General features: G+C 63.8%; 18 protein-coding genes. 7 read left to right on the top strand and 11 right to left on the bottom strand.

Annotation, left to right across the window (positions count from 1 at the left end):
* The first annotated feature begins 30 nt into the window (after positions 1 to 30).
* The 3 genes from ACXJKO_RS01155 (at position 31) to ACXJKO_RS01145 (ending at position 2093) form a co-directional block, all read left to right on the top strand.
* Positions 31 to 396: a DUF427 domain-containing protein gene (locus ACXJKO_RS01155; protein ID WP_457089236.1), complete on the top strand. Its 366-nt coding sequence runs from the start codon at positions 31 to 33 to the stop codon at positions 394 to 396.
* A 93-nt stretch (positions 397 to 489) separates the two neighbouring features.
* Entirely contained in the window at positions 490 to 1638 is a 1149-nt protein-coding gene (locus ACXJKO_RS01150; protein WP_457089235.1) for an iron-containing alcohol dehydrogenase, read from the top strand.
* 2 nt (positions 1639 to 1640) lie between these two features.
* Positions 1641 to 2093 (top strand): acyl-CoA thioesterase, encoded by a 453-nt coding sequence (locus ACXJKO_RS01145; RefSeq protein ID WP_457089347.1) that lies wholly within the window; start codon positions 1641 to 1643, stop codon positions 2091 to 2093.
* Here the strand turns inward: ACXJKO_RS01145 and ACXJKO_RS01140 are convergent.
* Together ACXJKO_RS01140 and mutT are read right to left on the bottom strand one after the other, a co-directional pair.
* Positions 2065 to 2982 carry a DMT family transporter gene (locus ACXJKO_RS01140; RefSeq protein WP_457089234.1) on the bottom strand — a complete coding sequence of 306 codons (918 nt, stop codon included), beginning with the start codon at positions 2980 to 2982 and terminating at the stop codon, positions 2065 to 2067. The genes ACXJKO_RS01145 and ACXJKO_RS01140 overlap by 29 nt on opposite strands.
* Positions 2983 to 2988: 6 nt before the next feature.
* The gene (gene mutT, locus ACXJKO_RS01135; protein ID WP_457089233.1) at positions 2989 to 3414 is read right to left on the bottom strand and encodes an 8-oxo-dGTP diphosphatase MutT; all 426 of its coding nucleotides are present in this window, start codon (positions 3412 to 3414) and stop codon (positions 2989 to 2991) included.
* A 104-nt stretch (positions 3415 to 3518) separates the two neighbouring features.
* On the opposite strand from mutT, the gene ACXJKO_RS01130 reads away from it, so the two are divergent.
* Complete coding sequence (locus ACXJKO_RS01130; protein ID WP_457089232.1) at positions 3519 to 3902, top strand: hypothetical protein; 384 nt, start codon at positions 3519 to 3521, stop codon at positions 3900 to 3902.
* On the opposite strand, the gene argJ is transcribed toward ACXJKO_RS01130, so the two are convergent.
* Together argJ and ACXJKO_RS01120 are read right to left on the bottom strand one after the other, a co-directional pair.
* Positions 3903 to 5144 carry a bifunctional glutamate N-acetyltransferase/amino-acid acetyltransferase ArgJ gene (gene argJ, locus ACXJKO_RS01125; RefSeq protein ID WP_457089231.1) on the bottom strand — a complete coding sequence of 414 codons (1242 nt, stop codon included), beginning with the start codon at positions 5142 to 5144 and terminating at the stop codon, positions 3903 to 3905.
* Positions 5145 to 5493: 349 nt separating this feature from the next.
* On the bottom strand, positions 5494 to 6411 hold the full coding sequence (locus ACXJKO_RS01120; RefSeq protein ID WP_457089230.1) for a peptidylprolyl isomerase: 918 nt from the start codon (positions 6409 to 6411) through the stop codon (positions 5494 to 5496).
* Positions 6412 to 6664: 253 nt separating this feature from the next.
* Here ACXJKO_RS01120 and secA point away from each other — a divergent pair, with 253 nt between their 5' ends.
* Positions 6665 to 9478, top strand: a complete 2814-nt coding sequence (secA, locus tag ACXJKO_RS01115) for a preprotein translocase subunit SecA (protein ID WP_457089229.1) — start codon at positions 6665 to 6667, stop codon at positions 9476 to 9478.
* A 149-nt stretch (positions 9479 to 9627) separates the two neighbouring features.
* Here the strand turns inward: secA and ACXJKO_RS01110 are convergent, their stop codons facing one another.
* The 4 genes from ACXJKO_RS01110 to ACXJKO_RS01095 all read right to left on the bottom strand — a co-directional run bounded on the left by ACXJKO_RS01110 (position 9628) and on the right by ACXJKO_RS01095 (position 14072).
* Positions 9628 to 10545, bottom strand: coding sequence for an oxygenase MpaB family protein (locus ACXJKO_RS01110; RefSeq protein WP_457089228.1), 918 nt, complete (start codon positions 10543 to 10545; stop codon positions 9628 to 9630).
* A gap of 126 nt (positions 10546 to 10671) precedes the next feature.
* A complete protein-coding gene (locus ACXJKO_RS01105) occupies positions 10672 to 11976 on the bottom strand; it encodes a L,D-transpeptidase family protein (RefSeq protein ID WP_457089227.1) in 1305 nt (434 codons plus the stop codon).
* Between the two features lie 273 nt (positions 11977 to 12249).
* Positions 12250 to 13203 (bottom strand): acetyl-CoA carboxylase carboxyltransferase subunit alpha, encoded by a 954-nt coding sequence (locus ACXJKO_RS01100; protein WP_457089226.1) that lies wholly within the window; start codon positions 13201 to 13203, stop codon positions 12250 to 12252.
* Positions 13204 to 13286: 83 nt separating this feature from the next.
* Positions 13287 to 14072: a class I SAM-dependent methyltransferase gene (locus ACXJKO_RS01095; RefSeq protein WP_457089225.1), complete on the bottom strand. Its 786-nt coding sequence runs from the start codon at positions 14070 to 14072 to the stop codon at positions 13287 to 13289.
* Between the two features lie 116 nt (positions 14073 to 14188).
* Between ACXJKO_RS01095 and gloB the strand changes: the two genes are divergently transcribed.
* Both gloB and ACXJKO_RS01085 read left to right on the top strand, forming a co-directional pair.
* A complete protein-coding gene (gene gloB, locus ACXJKO_RS01090) occupies positions 14189 to 14956 on the top strand; it encodes a hydroxyacylglutathione hydrolase (RefSeq protein ID WP_457089224.1) in 768 nt (255 codons plus the stop codon).
* 34 nt (positions 14957 to 14990) lie between these two features.
* Positions 14991 to 15758: a GNAT family N-acetyltransferase gene (locus ACXJKO_RS01085; protein ID WP_457089223.1), complete on the top strand. Its 768-nt coding sequence runs from the start codon at positions 14991 to 14993 to the stop codon at positions 15756 to 15758.
* Here ACXJKO_RS01085 and yddG read toward each other — a convergent pair.
* From yddG to ACXJKO_RS01070, 3 genes are all read right to left on the bottom strand, one after another.
* On the bottom strand, positions 15727 to 16605 hold the full coding sequence (yddG, locus tag ACXJKO_RS01080) for an aromatic amino acid exporter YddG (protein ID WP_457089222.1): 879 nt from the start codon (positions 16603 to 16605) through the stop codon (positions 15727 to 15729). The genes ACXJKO_RS01085 and yddG overlap by 32 nt on opposite strands.
* 75 nt (positions 16606 to 16680) lie before the next feature.
* The gene (gene phbB / locus ACXJKO_RS01075) at positions 16681 to 17406 is read right to left on the bottom strand and encodes an acetoacetyl-CoA reductase (protein ID WP_457089221.1); all 726 of its coding nucleotides are present in this window, start codon (positions 17404 to 17406) and stop codon (positions 16681 to 16683) included.
* A 188-nt stretch (positions 17407 to 17594) separates the two neighbouring features.
* The gene (locus ACXJKO_RS01070; protein WP_457089220.1) at positions 17595 to 18773 is read right to left on the bottom strand and encodes an acetyl-CoA C-acetyltransferase; all 1179 of its coding nucleotides are present in this window, start codon (positions 18771 to 18773) and stop codon (positions 17595 to 17597) included.
* Between the last annotated feature and the right edge of the window lie 185 nt (positions 18774 to 18958).

Raw genomic sequence — 18958 nt, 5'->3', positions numbered from 1 at the left:
CTCCAAAGACCTTCTGGAGAATGTTGCGCCATGAAACAGCCCGGCCCGGATCATCCGATCACCGTCACACCCAATCCGCACCGCATCCGGGTCATGCTCGGCGGTTTCATCATCGCCGAGACAACGAAGGCGCTGACCCTCCAAGAGGCGACCCTTCCGACCGTGCAGTACATCCCACGGGAGGATGTGCATATGGATCTTCTCGATCCGACCGATCACCGCACGCATTGCCCCTACAAAGGCGACGCTTCCTATTTCACGGTGAATGGCGGCGGGCTTGTGCGCGAGAACGCGGCCTGGACCTACGAGGAACCAGCATCCTCGGTCGTCGCCATCAAGGAGCACGTAGCGTTTTACCCAGAGAAGATCGACGCCATCGAGGAGTTCAGAGACTGACGAACCGCTCGGCATGCTCCCAATGGCTGACGGGATGTGCATTGCCGGATCGGCTTCGTTTAAGGCAATCTCCGGCGGCAAAGGAAATGCCTCATGTCGCCATTCACCTTCAACACGGTTCCCTCGCTCATCGTGGGCTCGGGCAGCATCGCCCGGCTGGGTGAGGTCGCGGCCCAAAGACTCGGCGCCCGCGTGGCCCTCGTCACCGATGCCGGTCTCGTCAAGACGGGACTCGTCGCGCAGGCGCTGACCATTCTGGAAGAAGCGGGCATCGCCGTCGACGTGTTCGACGGCGTCGTAGCCGATCCGCCGGAGGATGTGGTGCTTGCGGCTGTTGCCAAAGCGAAAGCCTTCGACGCGCGAGCCGTCATCGGATTCGGCGGCGGATCCTCCATCGACGTGGCGAAACTCGTGGCGCTTCTCGTGCGAAGCCGCGAGACATTGCCTGAGATTTACGGCGTCGGCATCGCGAAAGGCCCGCGCCTTCCGCTTCTCGCCATCCCGACGACGGCGGGCACCGGATCGGAGGTGACGCCGATTTCCATCCTGACCACCGGCGCGCACGAGAAGAAGGGCGTCGTCTCGCCGCTTCTCATTCCCGATATCGCGCTGCTCGATCCCGATCTCACCGTGAACCTGCCGCCGCATGTGACGGCGGCGACGGGCATCGACGCGATGGTGCATGCCATCGAGGCCTATACGTCCGTGAGCGCCAACAACAACCCCGTGTCGAAGGCGCTCGCGCGTGAGGCGTTGAGCCTGCTCGGCCGCAATATCGAGCGCGCCGTGCATCAGGGTTCCGACAAGGAGGCGAGGGCTGCGATGCTGCTCGGCTCCATGCTTGCGGGTCAAGCCTTCGCGAATTCGCCGGTGGCCGCAGTGCATGCGCTGGCTTATCCCATCGGTGGACATTTCGGTGTGCCGCACGGCCTCTCGAACGCGCTCGTGCTGCCGCATGTGCTGCGCTTCAACGCCAGCGCCTGCGAGGACACGTATGCCGAACTCGCGCCTTATGTGTTTCCCGATCTCGAAGGCGGAGCCAGTGCGGCGGCTTTCGCCGAGGCCATCGCCGGTCTTTGCGGCAGGGTGGGCCTGCAGCCGCGCCTGCGCGATGTGGGCATTCCGCAGGATGCGGTGCCGATGCTGGCGGAGGATGCTATGAAGCAGACGCGGCTTCTGGTGAACAACCCGCGTCCGGTTGCGCTGGAGGATGCGCGCACGATTTATGAGGCGGCGTGGTGAACATGTCGAAGCAGGACAAGCCGACGCCCCGTCACCGCTCCACCTTCGGGGTCTTCCTGCCCATCACGACGCGATGGATGGACAACGACGCCTATGGGCATGTGAACAACGTTCATTACTACTCGTATTTCGATTCCGCCGTGAACGGCTGGCTCGTCGAGCAGGGTCTGCTCTCCATCGGCGACAGCCCGGTCATCGGCCTCGTGGTCGAATCGGGCTGCGCGTATTTCGAGAGCGTTGCATTTCCTGAAAGGCTGGAAGCCGGCATCAGCGTAGCGCATCTCGGGCGCTCCTCCGTGCGCTACGAGATCGGCATCTTCAAGGAAGGTGAGGACCTCGCCGCCGCGCAGGGGCACTTCGTCCATGTCTATGTGGATCGTGCGACGCAGCGTCCTGTGGAGATTCCCTCCCAGACGCGCGAGGCGCTCAGCGAACTTGCTTCAACCGCCCGCTGAACGACACCAGCGCCACGCCGGCGAGYACCACGGCACCGCCGGCGAGTTCACGAAAGCCCACGCGCTCGTTCAGGAACAGCACCGCGAACAGGATGGTCCAGACCGGCGCGAGATAGCCCACCATGGAGGCGCGGGTGGGGCCGGTGCGGCGGATGAGATGCATGAACAGCAGGATCGGCAGGGCCGTGGAGAGCACGCCTAACGCCAGCAGCGGCGCGGCATGGGTCAGCACCGGCACGAAAGCCGCAGGGCCGACCATGACGAGAGCAAGCAGCGTTGCGGCCGTGCCGGACGTGATCTGCTGGCCGAGCGCCATGCGCGCCGGGTCCGCGTGCTTGACGGTGCGGACATAGATATTCGCCGATGCATAGCTGCATGCGGTCATGATCATGGCGACAAGACCGGCGAGGCTGATGCCGCTGTCCGGCATCGCTGCCGGTCCGATCAGGATGCCCATGCCGATGAAGCCGACGAGCACGCCGACAAACCGCTGCGGCGTCAGCCTCTCGTCCACGAACAGCAGGTGAGAGAAGAGAGCGACGATCAGCGGGGACGAGGCCTGGATCATCGCGGCGGGAGCGGTTGCGATCTCGGTCAGCGCAAAGGCCACGAGCACGTTCGGCAGCCATCCGTTGAAGGTGCCGAGAAACGCCCAGATCCGCCATTCATGGCGCCGCGGCAGGATGCTTTTGCCCTGCACCGTAAACCAGATTGCGAGAGAGACTCCGCCGAGCAGACCGCGCATGGCCGCCAGCACGAATGGGTTCAGGTCCCCGCTCAACTTCACGAACAGGAAGGAGCTACCCCACAAAAGCGAGCAGACAAGCAGATTGACGAGAATGAAGCCGGGCGTCGGGGCGGAGGAGGCTTCGGCAGGTTGCGAAGACATGGGGGCTCACGAGCCGAGAAGATCGAGCAGGAACGGGATGAGCGGTTCATCGGCGGGCGGCATCGGATATTGCCGCAGCTCCTGCGGCTTTACCCATTTCAGGGCCTGCCCCTCCATGGATTGCACGAAGCCTTCCCAGCGGCGGCAGATGTAGAGCGGCATGAGCAGGTGGAAGGTCTCGTAGGGAAAGCTCGCGAAGGTCAGTGGCGCGAGGCAGGCCTCCTTCACGGTGATGCCGAGTTCCTCGTGCAGCTCGCGGATCAGCGTCTCCTCGGGCCGCTCGCCCGGCTCGACCTTGCCACCGGGAAACTCCCACAAGCCCGCCAGCTGCTTCCCTTCGGGGCGCTGCGCCAGAAGGATGCGGTTATCGGCGTCGATCAGGGCAACGGCGATGACGAGGGTGAGCTTGAGAGGGGGCGTGTTGGTGGTCATGTCGGCTCTTCTCTCAGCAGATTTAAGTGCGGAAGACAAATCGCAGCGCTTGCAAATCATAATGTGATAACATCAAAATAAGTCTTCTCACGAGGGTGCCATCCATGATTAAGCGTAAGTTTCTGCTGCAAGGTATGATGATCATTGCAGCCTCTGCCCTCTCAGGCGCAGCTCAGGCTGATTGCAAGGGACCGCCCTTCTATATTCCGGGCAACATGGCTGAGATTGAAGCTCCGATCACCGTCAAAGCGGGCACAGGCTGCACGTTTGGCCTCAGCGGTATTCCTGGAGCTATCAACGAAGTGAAAATCGTCCAGGCGCCCAAGATCGGCCGCGCCGGAGTTCAGAACCTTCGCGCCCTCTACGTAGCAAAGCCCGGCTACCAAGGGGCCGATGAATTTACTTACGCGCTTATCGGAACTGACCAGTATGGCGGGCCAATGCGCGTCACGATCAAGCGTAAGGTAACTGTCGTTCCGAGCCTGTAATCAGCTGCGGTAATCGCCGTTGATTTCCACGTAGGCCTTGGTGAGGTCGCAGGTCCAGGCCGTGGCCTCGCCACGGCCGAGGCCGAGATCGACGCGGATCGTGATCTCATCGCCCTTCATATAGGCCGTGGTCTTGGCCTCGCTGTACCCGGGATCGCGCGCGCCCTTCACGGCCACGCGGATATCGCCGAACCAGATGGCGAGCTTGTCGCGCTCGGCGGGCTCGCCCGCCTTGCCGACCGCCATAACCACGCGGCCCCAATTGGCATCCTCGCCGGCAACGGCGGTCTTCACCAGCGGCGAATTCGCAATCGCCATGGCGATGCGCTTGGCGGATGCGGCGCCCGTGGCGCCTGTCACCTTCACGGTCACGAACTTGCGTGCGCCTTCACCGTCGCGGGCGACCTGTTGCGCGAGGTCGATGAGCAGATCCTCGAGCGCCGCGCGGAATTCCCTGAGGCGACGGTCGCTCGGCAGCGAGATGGCGGGCGCGCCCTTCGCGGCGGCGGCCCCCGTCGCGAAGAAGAGCAGCGTGTCCGATGTGGAGGTATCGCTGTCCACCGTCACGCAGTTGAAGCTCTTGTCGGCGCCCTTCTTGAGCAGCGCCTGAAGCACGGACGCCGCAATCGGCGCATCGGTGAAGATGAAGGAGAGCATGGTCGCCATGTCCGGCGCGATCATGCCCGCGCCCTTGGCCATGCCGTTGATCGTCACCTCGACGCCGCCGATGGTGGCCGTGCGGGTCGCCACCTTCGGAAAGGTGTCAGTGGTCATGATGGCCTTGGCCGCATCGAGCCAGGCGGTGGGCTTGGCCTTCTTCTCGCAGGAGGCGAGCACACCCTCGAACTTCGTGGCATCGAGAGGCTCGCCGATCACGCCGGTGGAAGCGATGAACACCTGCGATGCGCGGCAGCCAGCGGCCTCGGCCGCGATCTCCGCCGTCAGCTTTACGGCTTCCGCGCCGGTCTTGCCGGTAAAGGCATTGGCATTGCCGGAATTCACCACGAGCGCCCGCGCGGTGCCCTTGGGCAGATTCTTGCGGCACCAATCCACGGGAGCCGAGGGGCACTTGGAGCGGGTGAACACGCCCGCCACCGTCGTCTCCTTGGGCAGCGTCACATAGAGTACGTCCGTCCGGTTCTTGTATCGGATGCCGGCCTCCGCCGTCGCAATCCTGACGCCGTCGATGGCGGGCAGGGCAGGGTACGACTTGGGTGCGAGCGGAGACACGGACTTGGACATGCTAAGGGTCTCGAAAAATCAGCGGATGGAATACCGTTGGGAAAGGCGACCTGTGGTTTTCTCGAACTTTTTGTCAAGTCAAAGCTGCTGAAGCGAGGTCGCGGAAAAGCAGGAACGTGCCATCTGTGTCCTCGTCGACCCAGTCTGCTGATGAGGAGACCCTCATGACAGGCAAAGACCCGCGTGACCTGGACGGCGGCTCGACTTTCCAGGGCGACGTGGGGAACCAGACGAACCGCCAGGGCGGCGTCGATCCCAACCGCATGGGCCGCCGGGAATGACGCCTGGTGGAATGGAAACAAAAAGGGCGGCCTAAGGGCCGCCCTTTGAACTTATGGAAGTAAAAACCTTAAGGCTGCTTCTGCTGGACGAGGTTGCCCTTGTCGTCCAGGCGCTCGATCTTGGCGTCCTTGCGTAGGCCGACGATCAGGTCCTGCTGGGCCTTGCGGCCGAGATAGGACTCGACCTGATCCTTGGTCTCCTCGAAGGTAGGCGCGGGCTTGTTGCGCTTTTCCTCGACTCGGATCACGTGCCAGCCGAACTGGCTCTTCACGGGGTCGGAGATCTGGCCGGGCTCCAGCTTGAAGGCGGCTTCGGCGAAGGGCTCGACCATACGGTCCTTGGTGAAGAAGCCGAGATCGCCGCCATCGGTCTTGGAGCCGGGATCCTTGGAGACTTCACCGGCCACCTTGGCGAAGTCCTCGCCGCCCTTCACGCGGGTGGCGATGGCTTTGGCCTCGTCCTCGTTCTCCACCAGGATGTGGCGGGCGCGAACCTCCTGCTCGGCGGGCACGCTCTTCACAGTCTCCTCATAGAGCTTGCGGGCGGCCTCGGGGTTCACGGCCTTCTTGGCCGTCTCGTTGAGGTATTCGTCCAGCAGGGTCTTGTCACGGTTATAGGCAAGCTTGCGGGCGAATTCGGCGCCGCTGCCGACCTTGGCCGCTTCAGCCGCCTTGGCGCCGAGCTTCAGGTCGATCATGTAGCCAGTGAGAAGCTCGCGCTTCTGCTCGTCAGGCACGTTCGGCATCTGGAGGCCCGGGTCCTCGGCGGCGATGGCGAGGTCACCTTCCGTAATGTCGACGCCGTTCACCCGGGCAACCACCTTGGAGGGGTCGACGGCGGGCACGGCAGCCGGGGACGTCGCCGGCGACGTCTGGGCGGCGGGGGGCGTCTGGGCATAGGCGGCGCCGGCCACGAGGGGCAGGGCGGTGCCCAGGATGAGAAGGCCTGGGGCGAGCAGGGTTTTGCGAACCGATGTTGGCGACATGTAAAATCCTCTGGCGGGCGAAAAGCGGCCCACTGACAGCACCGATCAGATGGCCCAACGTGTTTACGTTTGCAAGCGAAGGCATATGTATGCCACAGCATCCGGCACAGCGTGGCCTTTTCGAGGCCGGTTTATAGAGCTAAGACTGCGCCATTCAGGCACAGCCTTTAAGATGCGCCCTGGCATAATTAGGTCTATAAGGCGGCCCAAATCGCCCGTTCCCCTGGAATTCTGGAATTTTCGAAGGCTATCGATGTTCGGTTCTCTCGCGAAGAAAATCTTTGGCTCGGTCAATGATCGCCGGCTGAAGTCCTACCGGCCCAAAGTGGCGGCCATCAACGCGCTTGAGGCCGAGCTGGAGGCATTGTCCGACGAGCAGCTGCGTGCCCGTACGGAAGAGTTCAAGGCCCAGCTCGCTGCCGGAAAGACCCTGGACGACCTCCTGGTCCCCGCCTTCGCCACGGTCCGCGAGGCTGCCAAGCGCACCCTGGGCCAGCGCCCCTTCGACGTGCAGCTTCTGGGCGGCATGGTGCTTCACGAGGGTTCCATCGCCGAAATGCGCACCGGTGAAGGCAAGACCCTGGTCGCAACCCTGCCGGTCTATCTGAACGCGCTCGCCGGCAAGGGCGTGCACGTGGTTACGGTCAACGACTACCTGGCCAAGCGCGACTCCGAGTGGATGGGCCAGATCTACCGCTTCCTCGGCATGAGCGTGGGCGTGATCGTGCATGGCCTCGACGATGCCGAGCGCGCCGAGGCTTACGCTGCCGATATCACCTACGGCACCAACAACGAATACGGCTTCGATTATCTGCGCGATAACATGAAGTACGAGATGGGGCAGATGGTCCAGCGCGGGCACAACTTCGCCATCGTGGACGAGGTGGACTCGATCCTCGTGGACGAGGCGCGCACGCCGCTCATCATCTCCGGCCCGCTCGACGACCGCTCCGATCTCTACAACGCCATCGACAAGGTGCTCCCGCGCCTCGACAAGAGCGATTACGAGCTCGACGAGAAGCAGCGCTCCGTGGCGCTCACCGAAGACGGTACCGAGAAGATCGAACAGCTTCTGCGCGAGGTCGGCCTGCTGACCGAAGGCGATCTTTACGACGCGCAGAACGCCACCCTCGTGCACCACATGAATCAGGCGCTTCGCGCCCACACCCTGTTCCAGCGCGACAAGGATTACATCGTCCGCAACGGCGAAGTGGTGATCATCGACGAGTTCACCGGCCGCATGATGCAGGGCCGCAGGTATTCGGAAGGCCTGCACCAGGCGCTCGAAGCCAAGGAGCACGTGCAGGTTCAGCCCGAGAACCAGACGCTCGCCTCCATCACCTTCCAGAACTACTTCCGCCTCTACAACAAGCTCGGCGGCATGACCGGCACCGCGGCGACGGAAGCCGACGAGTTCCTCGAGATCTACAATCTCGAAGTGGTCGAGATTCCGACGAATCGCCCCGTCGCCCGTATCGACGATGACGACGAGGTCTACCGTACCGTTGAAGAGCGCTATCAGGCGGTCATCCGCGATGTGGAGGCGTCCTCCGCCAAGGGTCAGCCGATCTTGGTCGGCACCACCTCGATCGAGAAGTCGGAAATGCTCGCCGAACTCTTGGTCAAGGAAGGTTACAAGCTCATCGACTTCGAGGATCCGCTGGCGCTGGAGCCGCTCTACAAGGATGCGCGCGCCGGTCGCGGCACGAAGCATTTCGCGGTGCTCAACGCCCGCTTCCACGAGCAGGAAGCCTTCATCGTCGCCCAGGCCGGCGTGCCGGGCGCGATCACCATCGCTACCAACATGGCCGGTCGCGGCACCGACATTCAGCTCGGCGGTAACGCCAAGATGCGTGTCGAGCGCGAGCTCGTCGGCGTCGAGGGCGAGGAACGCGTGCGCCGCGAGAAGGAAATTCTCGACGAGGTCGCCATGTTCAAGGAGAAGGCGCTCGCCGCTGGCGGTCTCTACGTGCTCGGCACCGAGCGCCACGAGTCGCGGCGCATCGACAATCAGCTGCGTGGCCGTTCGGGCCGCCAGGGCGATCCGGGCCGCTCCAAGTTCTATCTGTCGCTCCAGGACGACCTGATGCGCATCTTCGGCTCCGACCGCATGGACGGCATGCTGCAGAAGCTCGGTCTGAAGGAAGGCGAGGCCATCATCCATCCGTGGATCAACAAGGCCATCGAGCGTGCGCAGGCGAAGGTCGAGGCGCGCAACTTCGACATCCGCAAGAACATCCTGAAATACGACAACGTCATGAACGACCAGCGCAAGGTCGTGTTCGAGCAGCGCAAGGAGTTCATGGCGGAAGAGAGCGTGCGCGATACCATCGACGATATGCGCCATGGCGTCATCGACGACATCGTGTCCCGCGCGATCCCTGAGAACGCCTATGCGGAACAGTGGGATGTGGCAGGTCTCAAAGAGAACGTCGTCAACTTCCTCAACCTCGACCTGCCGGTCGAGGAATGGGCGAAGGAAGAGGGCATTGCCGACGATGAGATCCGCGAGCGCATCACCAAGGCCGCCGATGAGGGTTACGCCCAGCGCGTCGAGGCCAACTCGGCGGAAGTGATGAACTACGTCGAGAAGCAGGTTCTGCTCCAGAGCCTCGATCATCTCTGGCGCGAGCACCTCGTGACGCTCGATCATCTGCGTCAGGTCATCGGTTGGCGCGGTCTCGCCCAGCGCGATCCGCTGAACGAGTACAAGTCGGAAGCCTTCGAGCTCTTCAATGCTCTCGTCGGCCACCTGCGCGAGCAGGTGACGGGCCAGCTCATGCGCATCCAGGTCGTGTTCCAGCAGCCTGAAGCCGCATCGCTTCCGCCCATGTTCCCGCAGCATCTCGATCCCGCCACCGGCGAGAACGAGTTCGACATGCCGCAAGGCGCGGCCTTCGGTGAGGGCGGAGCCCAGGGCTTCGCCGCCACCGCAATCGACCCGTCCACGGGCGCTCAGCGCGATCCGAACGACCCCTCCACCTGGGGCCGCGTCAGCCGCAACGAGCCCTGCCCCTGCGGTTCCGGCAAGAAGTTCAAGCACTGCCACGGCCAGTTCGTGGCCTAGAGGCGAAACTTGAAATGAAATGGAAAAGCCCGGCCTTCGTGCCGGGCTTTTTCTTTAGCGGTCGGTCGAGAAGATGACGCGCCACCCTCTGCCCCTTACAAGGGGTAAACACACGCTACCCCTATCCGTCAGCCCCTCAAAAAGGCTGGTCAGGTCTCATAAAGATACGTATCCGGCAGTCCCATACGGCGGCAGGATTGGATGGCGGGGGAGGATGGCAGGATGAGCCGGTCGGCTGCTTTCGCCATGGTGCGGACGAGGGCAAGTTCGATGGGGTTGAGGTTCCAGGCGGAATCGAGGCCGAGCCGTTCCCTGATCCAGTCCGGCACGATCCCGACGGCGGCCTTGACCAGCATGGGCTGAAGGGTGCGGGTCGCGCCGGGCAGGATCGACGTCTTTCGCATGATCTCCAGGAATTCGAAGATGATGGGCGAGGGGACGAGCCTCGGCTTCATTGTCTCGAACAGGGCATCGAGCTCCTGCTGCGAGGTGGGAGCGCCCTTCGCGCCGTAGAGCCGCGCGGCCGGGGCGGCCTCGGTCAGCAGGGAAGCGCGCTCGCCGCCGGTCAGGTCCCTGGCATAGGCGTGGTAGGCCTGCGTGAAGCCGAAGCCCGCGGTGGCCTGCACCCAATCGAGCAGCACCGGATCATTCGCATGATAAGCCTCTCCCTCGCTGGTCTGCCCGGTCACACGGTCATGGCGTCTGACGACGCCGGCAATCATCGCCTCCGCCGTGCTGCGGGGGCCGTAGATGGTGATCATCGCGGCAAGGCCGGTGCGCTGAAGCCGGGTGAGCGGGTCCGTCCGGAAGCTGCTGTGCTGCCACACGCCGTCACGCACGCGCGGCTCGCCGAACTCCAGAATGACCGCTGCAACCCCGCCGATGAAGACGGAAACGGGATTCTTGAAGATGCGCCAGGACACAGAGTCCGGCGGGACCAGCGCGGGCTCCATCGGCGGCGACGAGAAATCGACGCTGGGAACCGGCTGCAGGAGCGACTGCGCCATATGATCGATGTGGCGGCGAAGGGGGCCGGGCAGGGGAATGACGCTTGGATTGTAGAGCAATGCGTATCCTCCAGCCGTCAATTCATTCGCAAGCCGGATGGTTGCCGGTTCCGCTCAAGCGGCGACAGGGCCAACAAAAAGCCCGCCGGATGGCGGGCTTTTGCATTCCTGGTAGGCTGGCGTCTCTTAGTTCGCCGCAGCCACATTGACTGGGGAGGAGCCTTGCGCCCGCTTCTGAGGCACGGCCTTATGAACCGGCGTCGTGCGCAGGCTCGGGGACATGGCCGAAGCGACGGGAGCGGCCTGGGCCGTCTCGGCGGCGGGTTGCGATGCCGAGGAGCTGAAGAGGTCGGCGACGCCGCCGAACATCTTCTTGTAGAAGGGTGTCTCCTGCGAGGCGGCGGCGGGCGCGGCGGAAGCCGTCACCACGGGCGCAGCGGCAGGCTGAGGCGCAGTGCGGGCGACCAGGGGTTCCTGCGTCTCGACGGGAGCTTCCCGCATGGAGGCGAAGGCCAGGGCGGCCGACGGGGTGTCGATGGCCTCGCGGCCGCTGTCGTCGAGCGCGATCTGCTGCGGACCGGAGGAGATGCCCTCGGTGCGGCTCACATAACCGAGCTTGCTGTCTGTCACGCCGGATGCGTTGGCGAGCGCCGTGCGGAAGGATTCGTGCGTGTCGCCATCATGATAGACGAGCTTGATCGGCTTGGTGCCCTTGGCGACCAGGCTAGCGACTTCCTGCTCGTCCTCGTGCTGTTTCTGCACCACGGCGGCGGCGACGGTCTCGTCGGCGTTGAACATGTAGCGGGCGCCGGCAACCGCCACGCGGACTTCGTCCTTCGTCACCTCAAAGGTGTCGGAGCCTTCCTTCAGGTTCTTCCAGAAGGCGATGTTCGGGTCGAGGCGGTGCTTGGCCAGGTTCTGGGCCGTCATCCGGAACGGATAGGACTGGAACTGGAAGCCGCGCTGGCCGCCTGCAAGAGCGTCGCGGGCGATGGCGTAGATCTCGGCCACGTTCTGATCCGTCATGGCGAAGCAGCCGCGCGAGGAGCACGCGCCGTGGACCATGATGTCGCCGCCGTTGCGGCCGAGCGAGCGGTCGAAGGCGTTCGGATAGCCGGTATCGAACGACAGGTAATAGTTGGAATTCGGGTTCATCTGCGCCGGGGTGACCGTGTAGAAGCCTTCCGGCACTTGGCGGTCGCCCTCGCGGGTCTTCGGGCCGAGCTGGCCGGACCAGCGGCAGACGGGGTAGGTCTTGAGCAGGGCGTATTTGCCGTCGGAGCCGCGCTTCCAGATCTCCAGCTCCGATTCCTTCTTGTAGGCTCGGACCAGGATGGGATCGTTCTTGGACATGCCCTTGGCGGACATGAGCGCCATGGTGGCCGGCGGAATCGGCACGAGRTGGCGCGTGGAACCTTGGGTGAGGTTGCCGTCCTGGCAGGCGGCAAGCGCGAGCACCAGGCTCGCGGCCAATGCGATACGCTTCATCATGGGGGACCCCGCGTTTCTGATCTGCCGGCGTTGTGCCTGACAGTTCCCCTGTACCCTTAAATCGTTAGCCTTAACCCGCCCTTACTGCAAGCCGGGACGCAATGAAGTCATGGTTAAAGAGAGGTAAATTCCCCTGCCCGAGAGAATTTTTGCTCCTGCCAAGCTGCTGCGAAGTCTCTGGCGGATCATCTCTTTTGGAGAAAACGGTCCTGTGGACAGGAAAAAGGCCGCACCCGAGGGAGCGGCCTTGAACGGGAAGCGGCCGAGCTTGTCTTAAAGCTTGCGGCCGATGTTGAGGAACTTCTCGGCCCGGTGGTCACGGATCTCCGCGGGGCCCATGTTGCCGAGATCGTGGAGGGCTTCCTCGATGGCGTTGCCGGCGGCCTGGATGGCGGCCTGCGGGTCCCGGTGGGCGCCGCCCACGGGCTCGGTGACGATGCTGTCGATGATGCCGAGCCGCAGGAGGTCCTGGGCCGTGATCTTCATGTTGGTGGCAGCGTCCTGGGCGCGTGCCGCGTCGCGCCACAGGATCGAGGCTGCGCCTTCCGGCGAGATCACGCTGTAGATGGCATGCTCCATCATCAGCACCTTGTTGGCGGTGGCGATGGCAATGGCGCCGCCCGATCCGCCCTCGCCGATGACGAGGGAGACGTTCGGAACGCCCAGGCCCAGCTGAGCCTCGGTGGAGCGGGCGATGGCCTCGGCCTGGCCGCGCTCCTCCGCCTCGATGCCCGGATAGGCGCCGGCGGTGTCCACGAAGGAGAGAACGGGCAGGTTGAACCGGTCCGCCATTTCCATCAGGCGCACGGCCTTGCGGTAGCCCTCGGGGCGCGCCATGCCGAAATTGTGCCGGATGCGGGTCTCGGTGTTGTTGCCCTTTTCCTGGCCCATCACGCAGACTGGCTGGCCCCGGAAGCGGCCGAAGCCGCCCATGATGGCTTCGTCCTCGGCGAATTTGCGGTCGCCGGCGAGTGGCGTAAACTCGGTGATGAGCCCGGCGCAATAATCGACGAAATGGGGCCGCTGCGGATGGCGCGCGACAAGGGTCTTCTGCCAGGGGGTGAGCTTGGCATAGAGGTCCTTCAGGGCATCGGCGGCCTTGGTTTCCAGCCGGGAGATGTCGTCGGAAATGGAGACGGCATCCCGGTTCTCACCGAGGGCCCGAAGCTCTTCGACCTTCGCCTCAAGTTCGGCGACCGGCTTTTCGAAATCGAGATAACTGCGCATCAGACTCTATGGATAATGGAAAGCCAGCGTGACTGAGTAGCTTCGCTGGAGCGGGCGGACACTGGCGATTTAGGGTGATCAAGTCAAGTTGAGCCCTGCTTTACTCCCCTAAAACCCGGCGAAATCAAGGAAGAACGCGTCACTTGAGAGGCGGGAGCCGGTACGAAGACCGGCGAGAACCGCCGCGAGCGGCGCACCGCCTGGACGGTTCCGGGGCGGTAGAGCTGCTTGGTGGCCTCGACAATGTGGAGGCCCGCGAAGGGCATGGAGAAGCCGACCCCGATACCCTCCCAGACCTGGGCGGTGCGCAAAAGAAGGCGGCTCGTCAGGGGCGGCATATAGAGGGTCTCGGCCCATCCCTCGGGCGAAAACCATGTCTGGCGCATGAGGCTTTTGAGCTGCGAGCGGCTATAGGGCTGGCCGTAGCCGAAGGGGGTGGTGTCCATTCGCGCCCACAACCCGCGCCGGTTGGGGGCGACCAGGATGATCCGCCCGCCGGGGGTCAGGATGCGCCAGATCTCGTGGAGCAATTCGCTTGGGCTCTCCACGGTCTCGAGGGCATGGACCACGAGCACCCGGTCGATGGAGGAATCGGGCAGCGGCATCATCAGCGGATCGACGAGGGCGGAGGCCGAGGGGCCGGTGCTCGGCCAGTTCACTACGCCCTGGTTCGCCGGCATAAAGGCCAGCGCCCGCTCGCACTCGTTCCTCACACGGATCAGGTAGGGCGGCGCATAGCCGAGTCCAAGCACGCGCAGGCCCGTCAGCGGGCCCCAGAAACGGTCGATGGCCCGCCCGACATAGCGGCGCGTCACGGCCCCGAGGGGGCTCGCGTAAAAGCTGCGCAGGTCGGTGATATCGATGCTCATGGACTCGTCAGGATGCCTTTCGATCCGGCCGACAACGCCTGATATTCGTTCGGGATCTGGTTTCTTCTGCCAACTGTTCCATGATAGCTCAGAGCACATCAAGACAAGGTTCCTCGATGTCAGCCCAGATTCACGTCTTTCTCTGCCTTCAGGATAATATCGGTGTCCTGATCCACGATCCCAATACCGGTGCCTGCGCGGCCATCGACGCGCCGGAGGAGGGGCCGATTCTCGCGGCTCTCGCCGAGAAGGGATGGCAGCTCACGGACATTCTCGTCACGCACCGGCACAGCGATCACGTGCAGGGCATTGAGGGCCTGAAGCGCCGCACGGGCTGCCGGGTAGTGGCCCCCGTGAAAGCCCGCGAGGCGGTGCCTCACGCCGATGCTTATGTGCGCGAAGGCGACACGGTCATCGTGGGCGGCTTGCAGGCGCATGTGTGGGAAACGCCCGGCCATTGCTTGGACCATGTATCCTACTGGTTCGCTGCGGACCGGGCGCTGTTCGCGGGCGATACGCTCTTCACGCTGGGCTGCGGGCGCATGCTCGAGGGCAACTACCCTGAGTTCTGGCATTCGCTTCAGCGATTGGCGGCGCTGCCGGACGAGGCGCGGGTTTATTCCGGGCACGACTACACTCTGTCGAATGCCCGCTTCGCGCTGGCCGCCGATCCGGACAACGAGGCCCTGAAGGCGCGCGCGAAGGAGGCCGAAGAGGCGAAGGCCCAAGGGCGCTTCCTGGTGCCGTCTACCATCGGTCAGGAGAAGGCGACCAATCCTTTCTTGCGCGCCGGGGAGCCCGAGCTCGCGAAAACCGTTCATAAGGAAGGCGCTTCCACCGTTGAGGTGTTTCAGGCCTTGCGCGAATGGAAGAACAGGTTCTGATGCGGGTGAGCAACGAAGGAGCGGCAGGCACCCTATGAGCGACCACGGCCTCATCATCGGACTCGAGAGCAGGCTTTTGAACGCCTGGCCCTCGTTCGATTACCAGATCTATGACGGCTGGATCCTTCGTCTCGCCAACGGCTATTCGAAGCGCGCCAATTCCGCGACGCCATTTCGCTCCGGCGTTGGTCTCGACGATGAACTCATCGACTACATGATCGCCCGCTTCGTGGAGGCGAGTGTGCGCCCCACCTTCCGGCTCAACGGCATCGAGGCGCCGGACGTGGACGAGCGCCTGAAGCTGCGCGGCTTCAAGGAGGTCGAGCCCACGCATGTGCTCACTTCGACCATCACCAGCGCGGATTGCGAGCGCGATCCCGAGGTGGCGCTCGATCCGCAGCCATCGAAGCGCTGGGTGCGGGAGGCGGCCCATTCCTATGGCGGCGACAAGTCCGACGACGCGACGCTCCTGCAAATCGTCTCACGCATTCGCCAGAAGGCAGCGTTTGCCACCTTGAGCCTCGACGACAAGCCCGTGGCCTGGGGTCTCGGCGTCGTGGAGCGGGGTTATATCGGGCTCTACGACATCGTCGTCTCGCCGGATCTGCGCGGCATTGGTCTTGGCCGCCGCGTGGTGTCGAGCCTGATCGCCTGGGGCTGCGAGCAGGGCGCGCACACGGCCTATCTCCAGGTGCGTGAGGAGAACGAGGTGGCCCGCTCGCTTTACGGCGCGCTCGGCTTCGGAACCGCCTATCGCTACACCCACCGGATCATGCCCGGGCGCTCTTCCGTTTCGGCGTGAGCGTTGCCACCAGCGCGCCGATGACGATGAGGCCGCAGGACAGAGCCAGGGTGAGCGAAGGCTCCGCATAGCCGCCTGCGATCAACAGCAGGGTCGAGAGCACGGGCGTCGCATAGGCGGCGACGCCGAGAAAGCGGATGTCGCCGTGCTTCATGCCGATATCCCAGACATAAAAGGCCACGCCTACGGGTCCAATTCCGAGGGCGAGAAGCGCGAGCCATTCCATGTTCGTTTCCGGCCACACCGTCGTCTCGAAGGCGAAATGGCAGACCCAGCTCAAGAGCGATGTGGCAAGGCAAAAACCCGCCACCGCATCGGTCGGCACCTGCCCGAAACGGCGCGAGAGAACCGAATAGCCGCCCCATATGAAAGCGGCGATGAAGGCGCAGAGATAGCCCGGCACGTATTCCGCCCGCGCATCGAGGGCGCCGCGCCCCGCGATCAGCACGATCACGCCCGAGAAGCCGAGCAGCGCTCCCACAAGATGCGCGCGCCGCAAGTGCTCGCCCGGCAGCAGGGAGGCGAAGAGCACGATCAGGAGCGGCCAGAGATAATTGATGAGCCCCGCCTCGGCCGGAGGCGCCCAGCGAAGGGCTGCGAAATACAGCGCGTGATAGCCGAAGAGGCCGCCCAGCCCCAAGGCCCAGACGGCGGGCKTCTGCTTGAGGGCCTTGATCCCTTGAGGGCGCACGATCCAGCTCGCCACGCCCACAAGCCCGCCGATGAGGAAGGTCATCGCATTGAGCTGAAGCGGCGGAATCGTACCCGTGGCAGCCGTGAGCAGGGCTAGGGTGGACCAGAGCAGGATAGTGATGAGGCCGATGGTGGTGGCGGTGCGAGTCGTCATGGTGTTCGCAATAAACGAAAGCCCTCCTGCTGAGGAGGGCTTTCAATAGGAAATGACGAATTCTTTAAGTCTCGGTCAGGCCATGTACTGCCCGCCATTCGCCGACAGCGTCGAGCCCGTGATGAAGCCGGCATCGTCGCCGGCGAGGAACAGTACGGCGCGGGCGATCTCTTCTGCCTCACCGAGGCGTCCTACGGGGATGAGCGGTAGGATCTTCGCCTTGAGCACTTCCTCGGGCACCGCCTTCACCATCTCGGTGGCGATGTAGCCCGGTGCTACAACGTTCACGGTGACGCCCTTGTTGGCGTTCTCCAGCGCGAGCGCTTTCGCGAAGCCGATCACGCCTGCTTTCGCGGCGGAATAATTGGCCTGTCCCATCTGTCCCTTCTGGCCGTTGATGGACGAGATGATGACGATGCGGCCGAAGCCGCGTTCGCGCATTCCCTCGATAACAGGGCGCGTGCAGGTGAACATGGAATCGAGATTGGTGCGCATCACGGCGGACCACTGGTCGAAACTCATCTTGTGGAACATGCCGTCGCGGGTGATGCCCGCGTTGTTGACCAGGATATCGACCGGCCCGACTTCTGCTTCGACCGCGCGGATGCCCGCCTCGCAGGAGGCGGCATCGGACACGTCGAACTTGAAGACCGGGATGCCCGTCTCGCCCTTGAATCGATTGGCCGCTTCGTCGTTGCCCGCGTAATTCGCGGCGACCTTGTAGCCGGCCTGCTTCAGGGCCGCGGAGATTGCGGCGCCAATGCCGCGAGTTCCGCCCGTAACCAATGCAACGCGCGCCATGCCTGTTTCCTTCCCAAGAATGTTCCTAAGCGGATCTCTTCGAGATCTCGTTGTCGAAGGGCTGCTTCACCGAAGCAGCCCTTCACTAATAGCTTAGTACAAGTCGGGAAAGGTGGAAGGGTGCGCAGCCTTATTTTCCTTGTGCGCTGAAAGATTCATCGCTGGATCTTCAGCGCACAAGGCAGCTTTTACCTTTCAAGGCACATGGCGACGCCCATGCCGCCGCCGATGCACAGTGTTGCGAGACCCTTCTTCGCATCACGGCGGTTCATTTCGTGCAACAGGGTCACGAGAACGCGCGCGCCCGATGCGCCGATGGGATGGCCGATGGCGATCGCGCCGCCGTTCACGTTCACGATGGACGGATCCCAGGCCATGTCCTTGTTGACTGCGAGCGCCTGCGCCGCGAAGGCCTCGTTCGCCTCGACGAGATCGAGATCCGACACTTTCCAGCCGGCCTTCTCGAGCGCCTTGCGYGAAGAGGGAATCGGGCCCGTACCCATGATCGCGGGATCGACGCCGGCGGTGGCCCAGGAGGCGATGCGTGCGAGCGGGGTGAGACCGCGCTTCTGCGCTTCCGCTTCCGTCATCAGCACGAGGGCGGCCGCGCCGTCATTGATGCCGGAGGCATTGCCCGCGGTCACGGTGCCGTCCTTCGAGAAGGCGGGCTTGAGCTTCCCGAGCGCTTCGACGGTGGTGCCGGCGCGGATGTACTCGTCCTGATCGACCACGATATCGCCCTTGCGGGAGGAGATCGTGACGGGGACGATCTCGTCCTTGAAGCGGCCTTCCTTCTGCGCGGCCTCGGCCTTGTTCTGCGAGGCGGTGGCGAACTGGTCCTGCTCCTCGCGGGTCAGCTGCCAGCGCTGCGCCACGTTCTCGGCGGTGTTGCCCATGTGGTAGCCGTTGAAGGCATCCATCAGGCCGTCYTTCAGCATGGTGTCCACGAGCTTGAAGTCGCCCATCTTGGTGCCGGCGCGCATATAGGCCGCGTGCGGGGCGAGCGACATGGATTCCTGGCCGCCGGCCACGATGATGTTGGCRTCGCCGTTGGCRATCTGCTGCAGGCCGATGGCGACCGTGCGAAGCCCCGAGCCGCAGAGCTGGTTGAGCGCCCATGCGGTCTTTTCCTGCGGCACGCCCGCGGCCATGGCCGCCTGGCGGGCCGGGTTCTGTCCTTGAGCTGCGGTGAGGATCTGGCCGAGGATCACCTCGTCCACCTCCGCGCCGTCCACTTTCGCGCGCTCCAGGGCCGCCTTGATGGCGATGGCGCCCAGTTCATGAGCTGGGGTGTTGGCGAAGGCTCCGTTGAAGGAACCGACGGGGGTGCGGGCTGCTCCCACAATGACGATGCTGTCCTGGGCCATGCCACTCTCCTGTGCTGATTTGTTCGACATGAAGATGATGTAGTGCTGGTTCGATCAAAGCCCCAGAGCTTGGGATGTCAAGGATGCGTTGGTACAACCGGGGCTGAAGGGTCGTTAGACTTTTGGCGCTTTGATCGCGCGGCATAAGCCTTATAATCAATGATGACCGGCAAAATTCTGCCACA

This window comes from Microvirga sp. P5_D2 (genome assembly GCF_054049475.1).
The sequence above is the reverse complement of the archived record's forward strand: the minus strand, read 5'-3'. Positions and strand labels throughout refer to the sequence as shown.

Bases quoted from the DNA above. Each gene is read 5' to 3' on its own strand.
- argJ (WP_457089231.1), bottom strand. From the start codon at position 5,144: ATGTCCAAGTCCGTGTCTCCGCTCGCACCCAAGTCGTACCCTGCCCTG.
- ACXJKO_RS01085 (WP_457089223.1), top strand. From the start codon at position 14,991: ATGAGCGACCACGGCCTCATCATCGGACTCGAGAGCAGGCTTTTGAAC.
- ACXJKO_RS01095 (WP_457089225.1), bottom strand. From the start codon at position 14,072: ATGAGCATCGATATCACCGACCTGCGCAGCTTTTACGCGAGCCCCCTC.
- secA (WP_457089229.1), top strand. From the start codon at position 6,665: ATGTTCGGTTCTCTCGCGAAGAAAATCTTTGGCTCGGTCAATGATCGC.
- ACXJKO_RS01145 (WP_457089347.1), top strand. From the start codon at position 1,641: ATGTCGAAGCAGGACAAGCCGACGCCCCGTCACCGCTCCACCTTCGGG.
- ACXJKO_RS01120 (WP_457089230.1), bottom strand. From the start codon at position 6,411: ATGTCGCCAACATCGGTTCGCAAAACCCTGCTCGCCCCAGGCCTTCTC.
- mutT (WP_457089233.1), bottom strand. From the start codon at position 3,414: ATGACCACCAACACGCCCCCTCTCAAGCTCACCCTCGTCATCGCCGTT.
- ACXJKO_RS01100 (WP_457089226.1), bottom strand. From the start codon at position 13,203: ATGCGCAGTTATCTCGATTTCGAAAAGCCGGTCGCCGAACTTGAGGCG.
- ACXJKO_RS01130 (WP_457089232.1), top strand. From the start codon at position 3,519: ATGATTAAGCGTAAGTTTCTGCTGCAAGGTATGATGATCATTGCAGCC.
- ACXJKO_RS01150 (WP_457089235.1), top strand. From the start codon at position 490: ATGTCGCCATTCACCTTCAACACGGTTCCCTCGCTCATCGTGGGCTCG.
- gloB (WP_457089224.1), top strand. From the start codon at position 14,189: ATGTCAGCCCAGATTCACGTCTTTCTCTGCCTTCAGGATAATATCGGT.
- ACXJKO_RS01155 (WP_457089236.1), top strand. From the start codon at position 31: ATGAAACAGCCCGGCCCGGATCATCCGATCACCGTCACACCCAATCCG.
- phbB (WP_457089221.1), bottom strand. From the start codon at position 17,406: ATGGCGCGCGTTGCATTGGTTACGGGCGGAACTCGCGGCATTGGCGCC.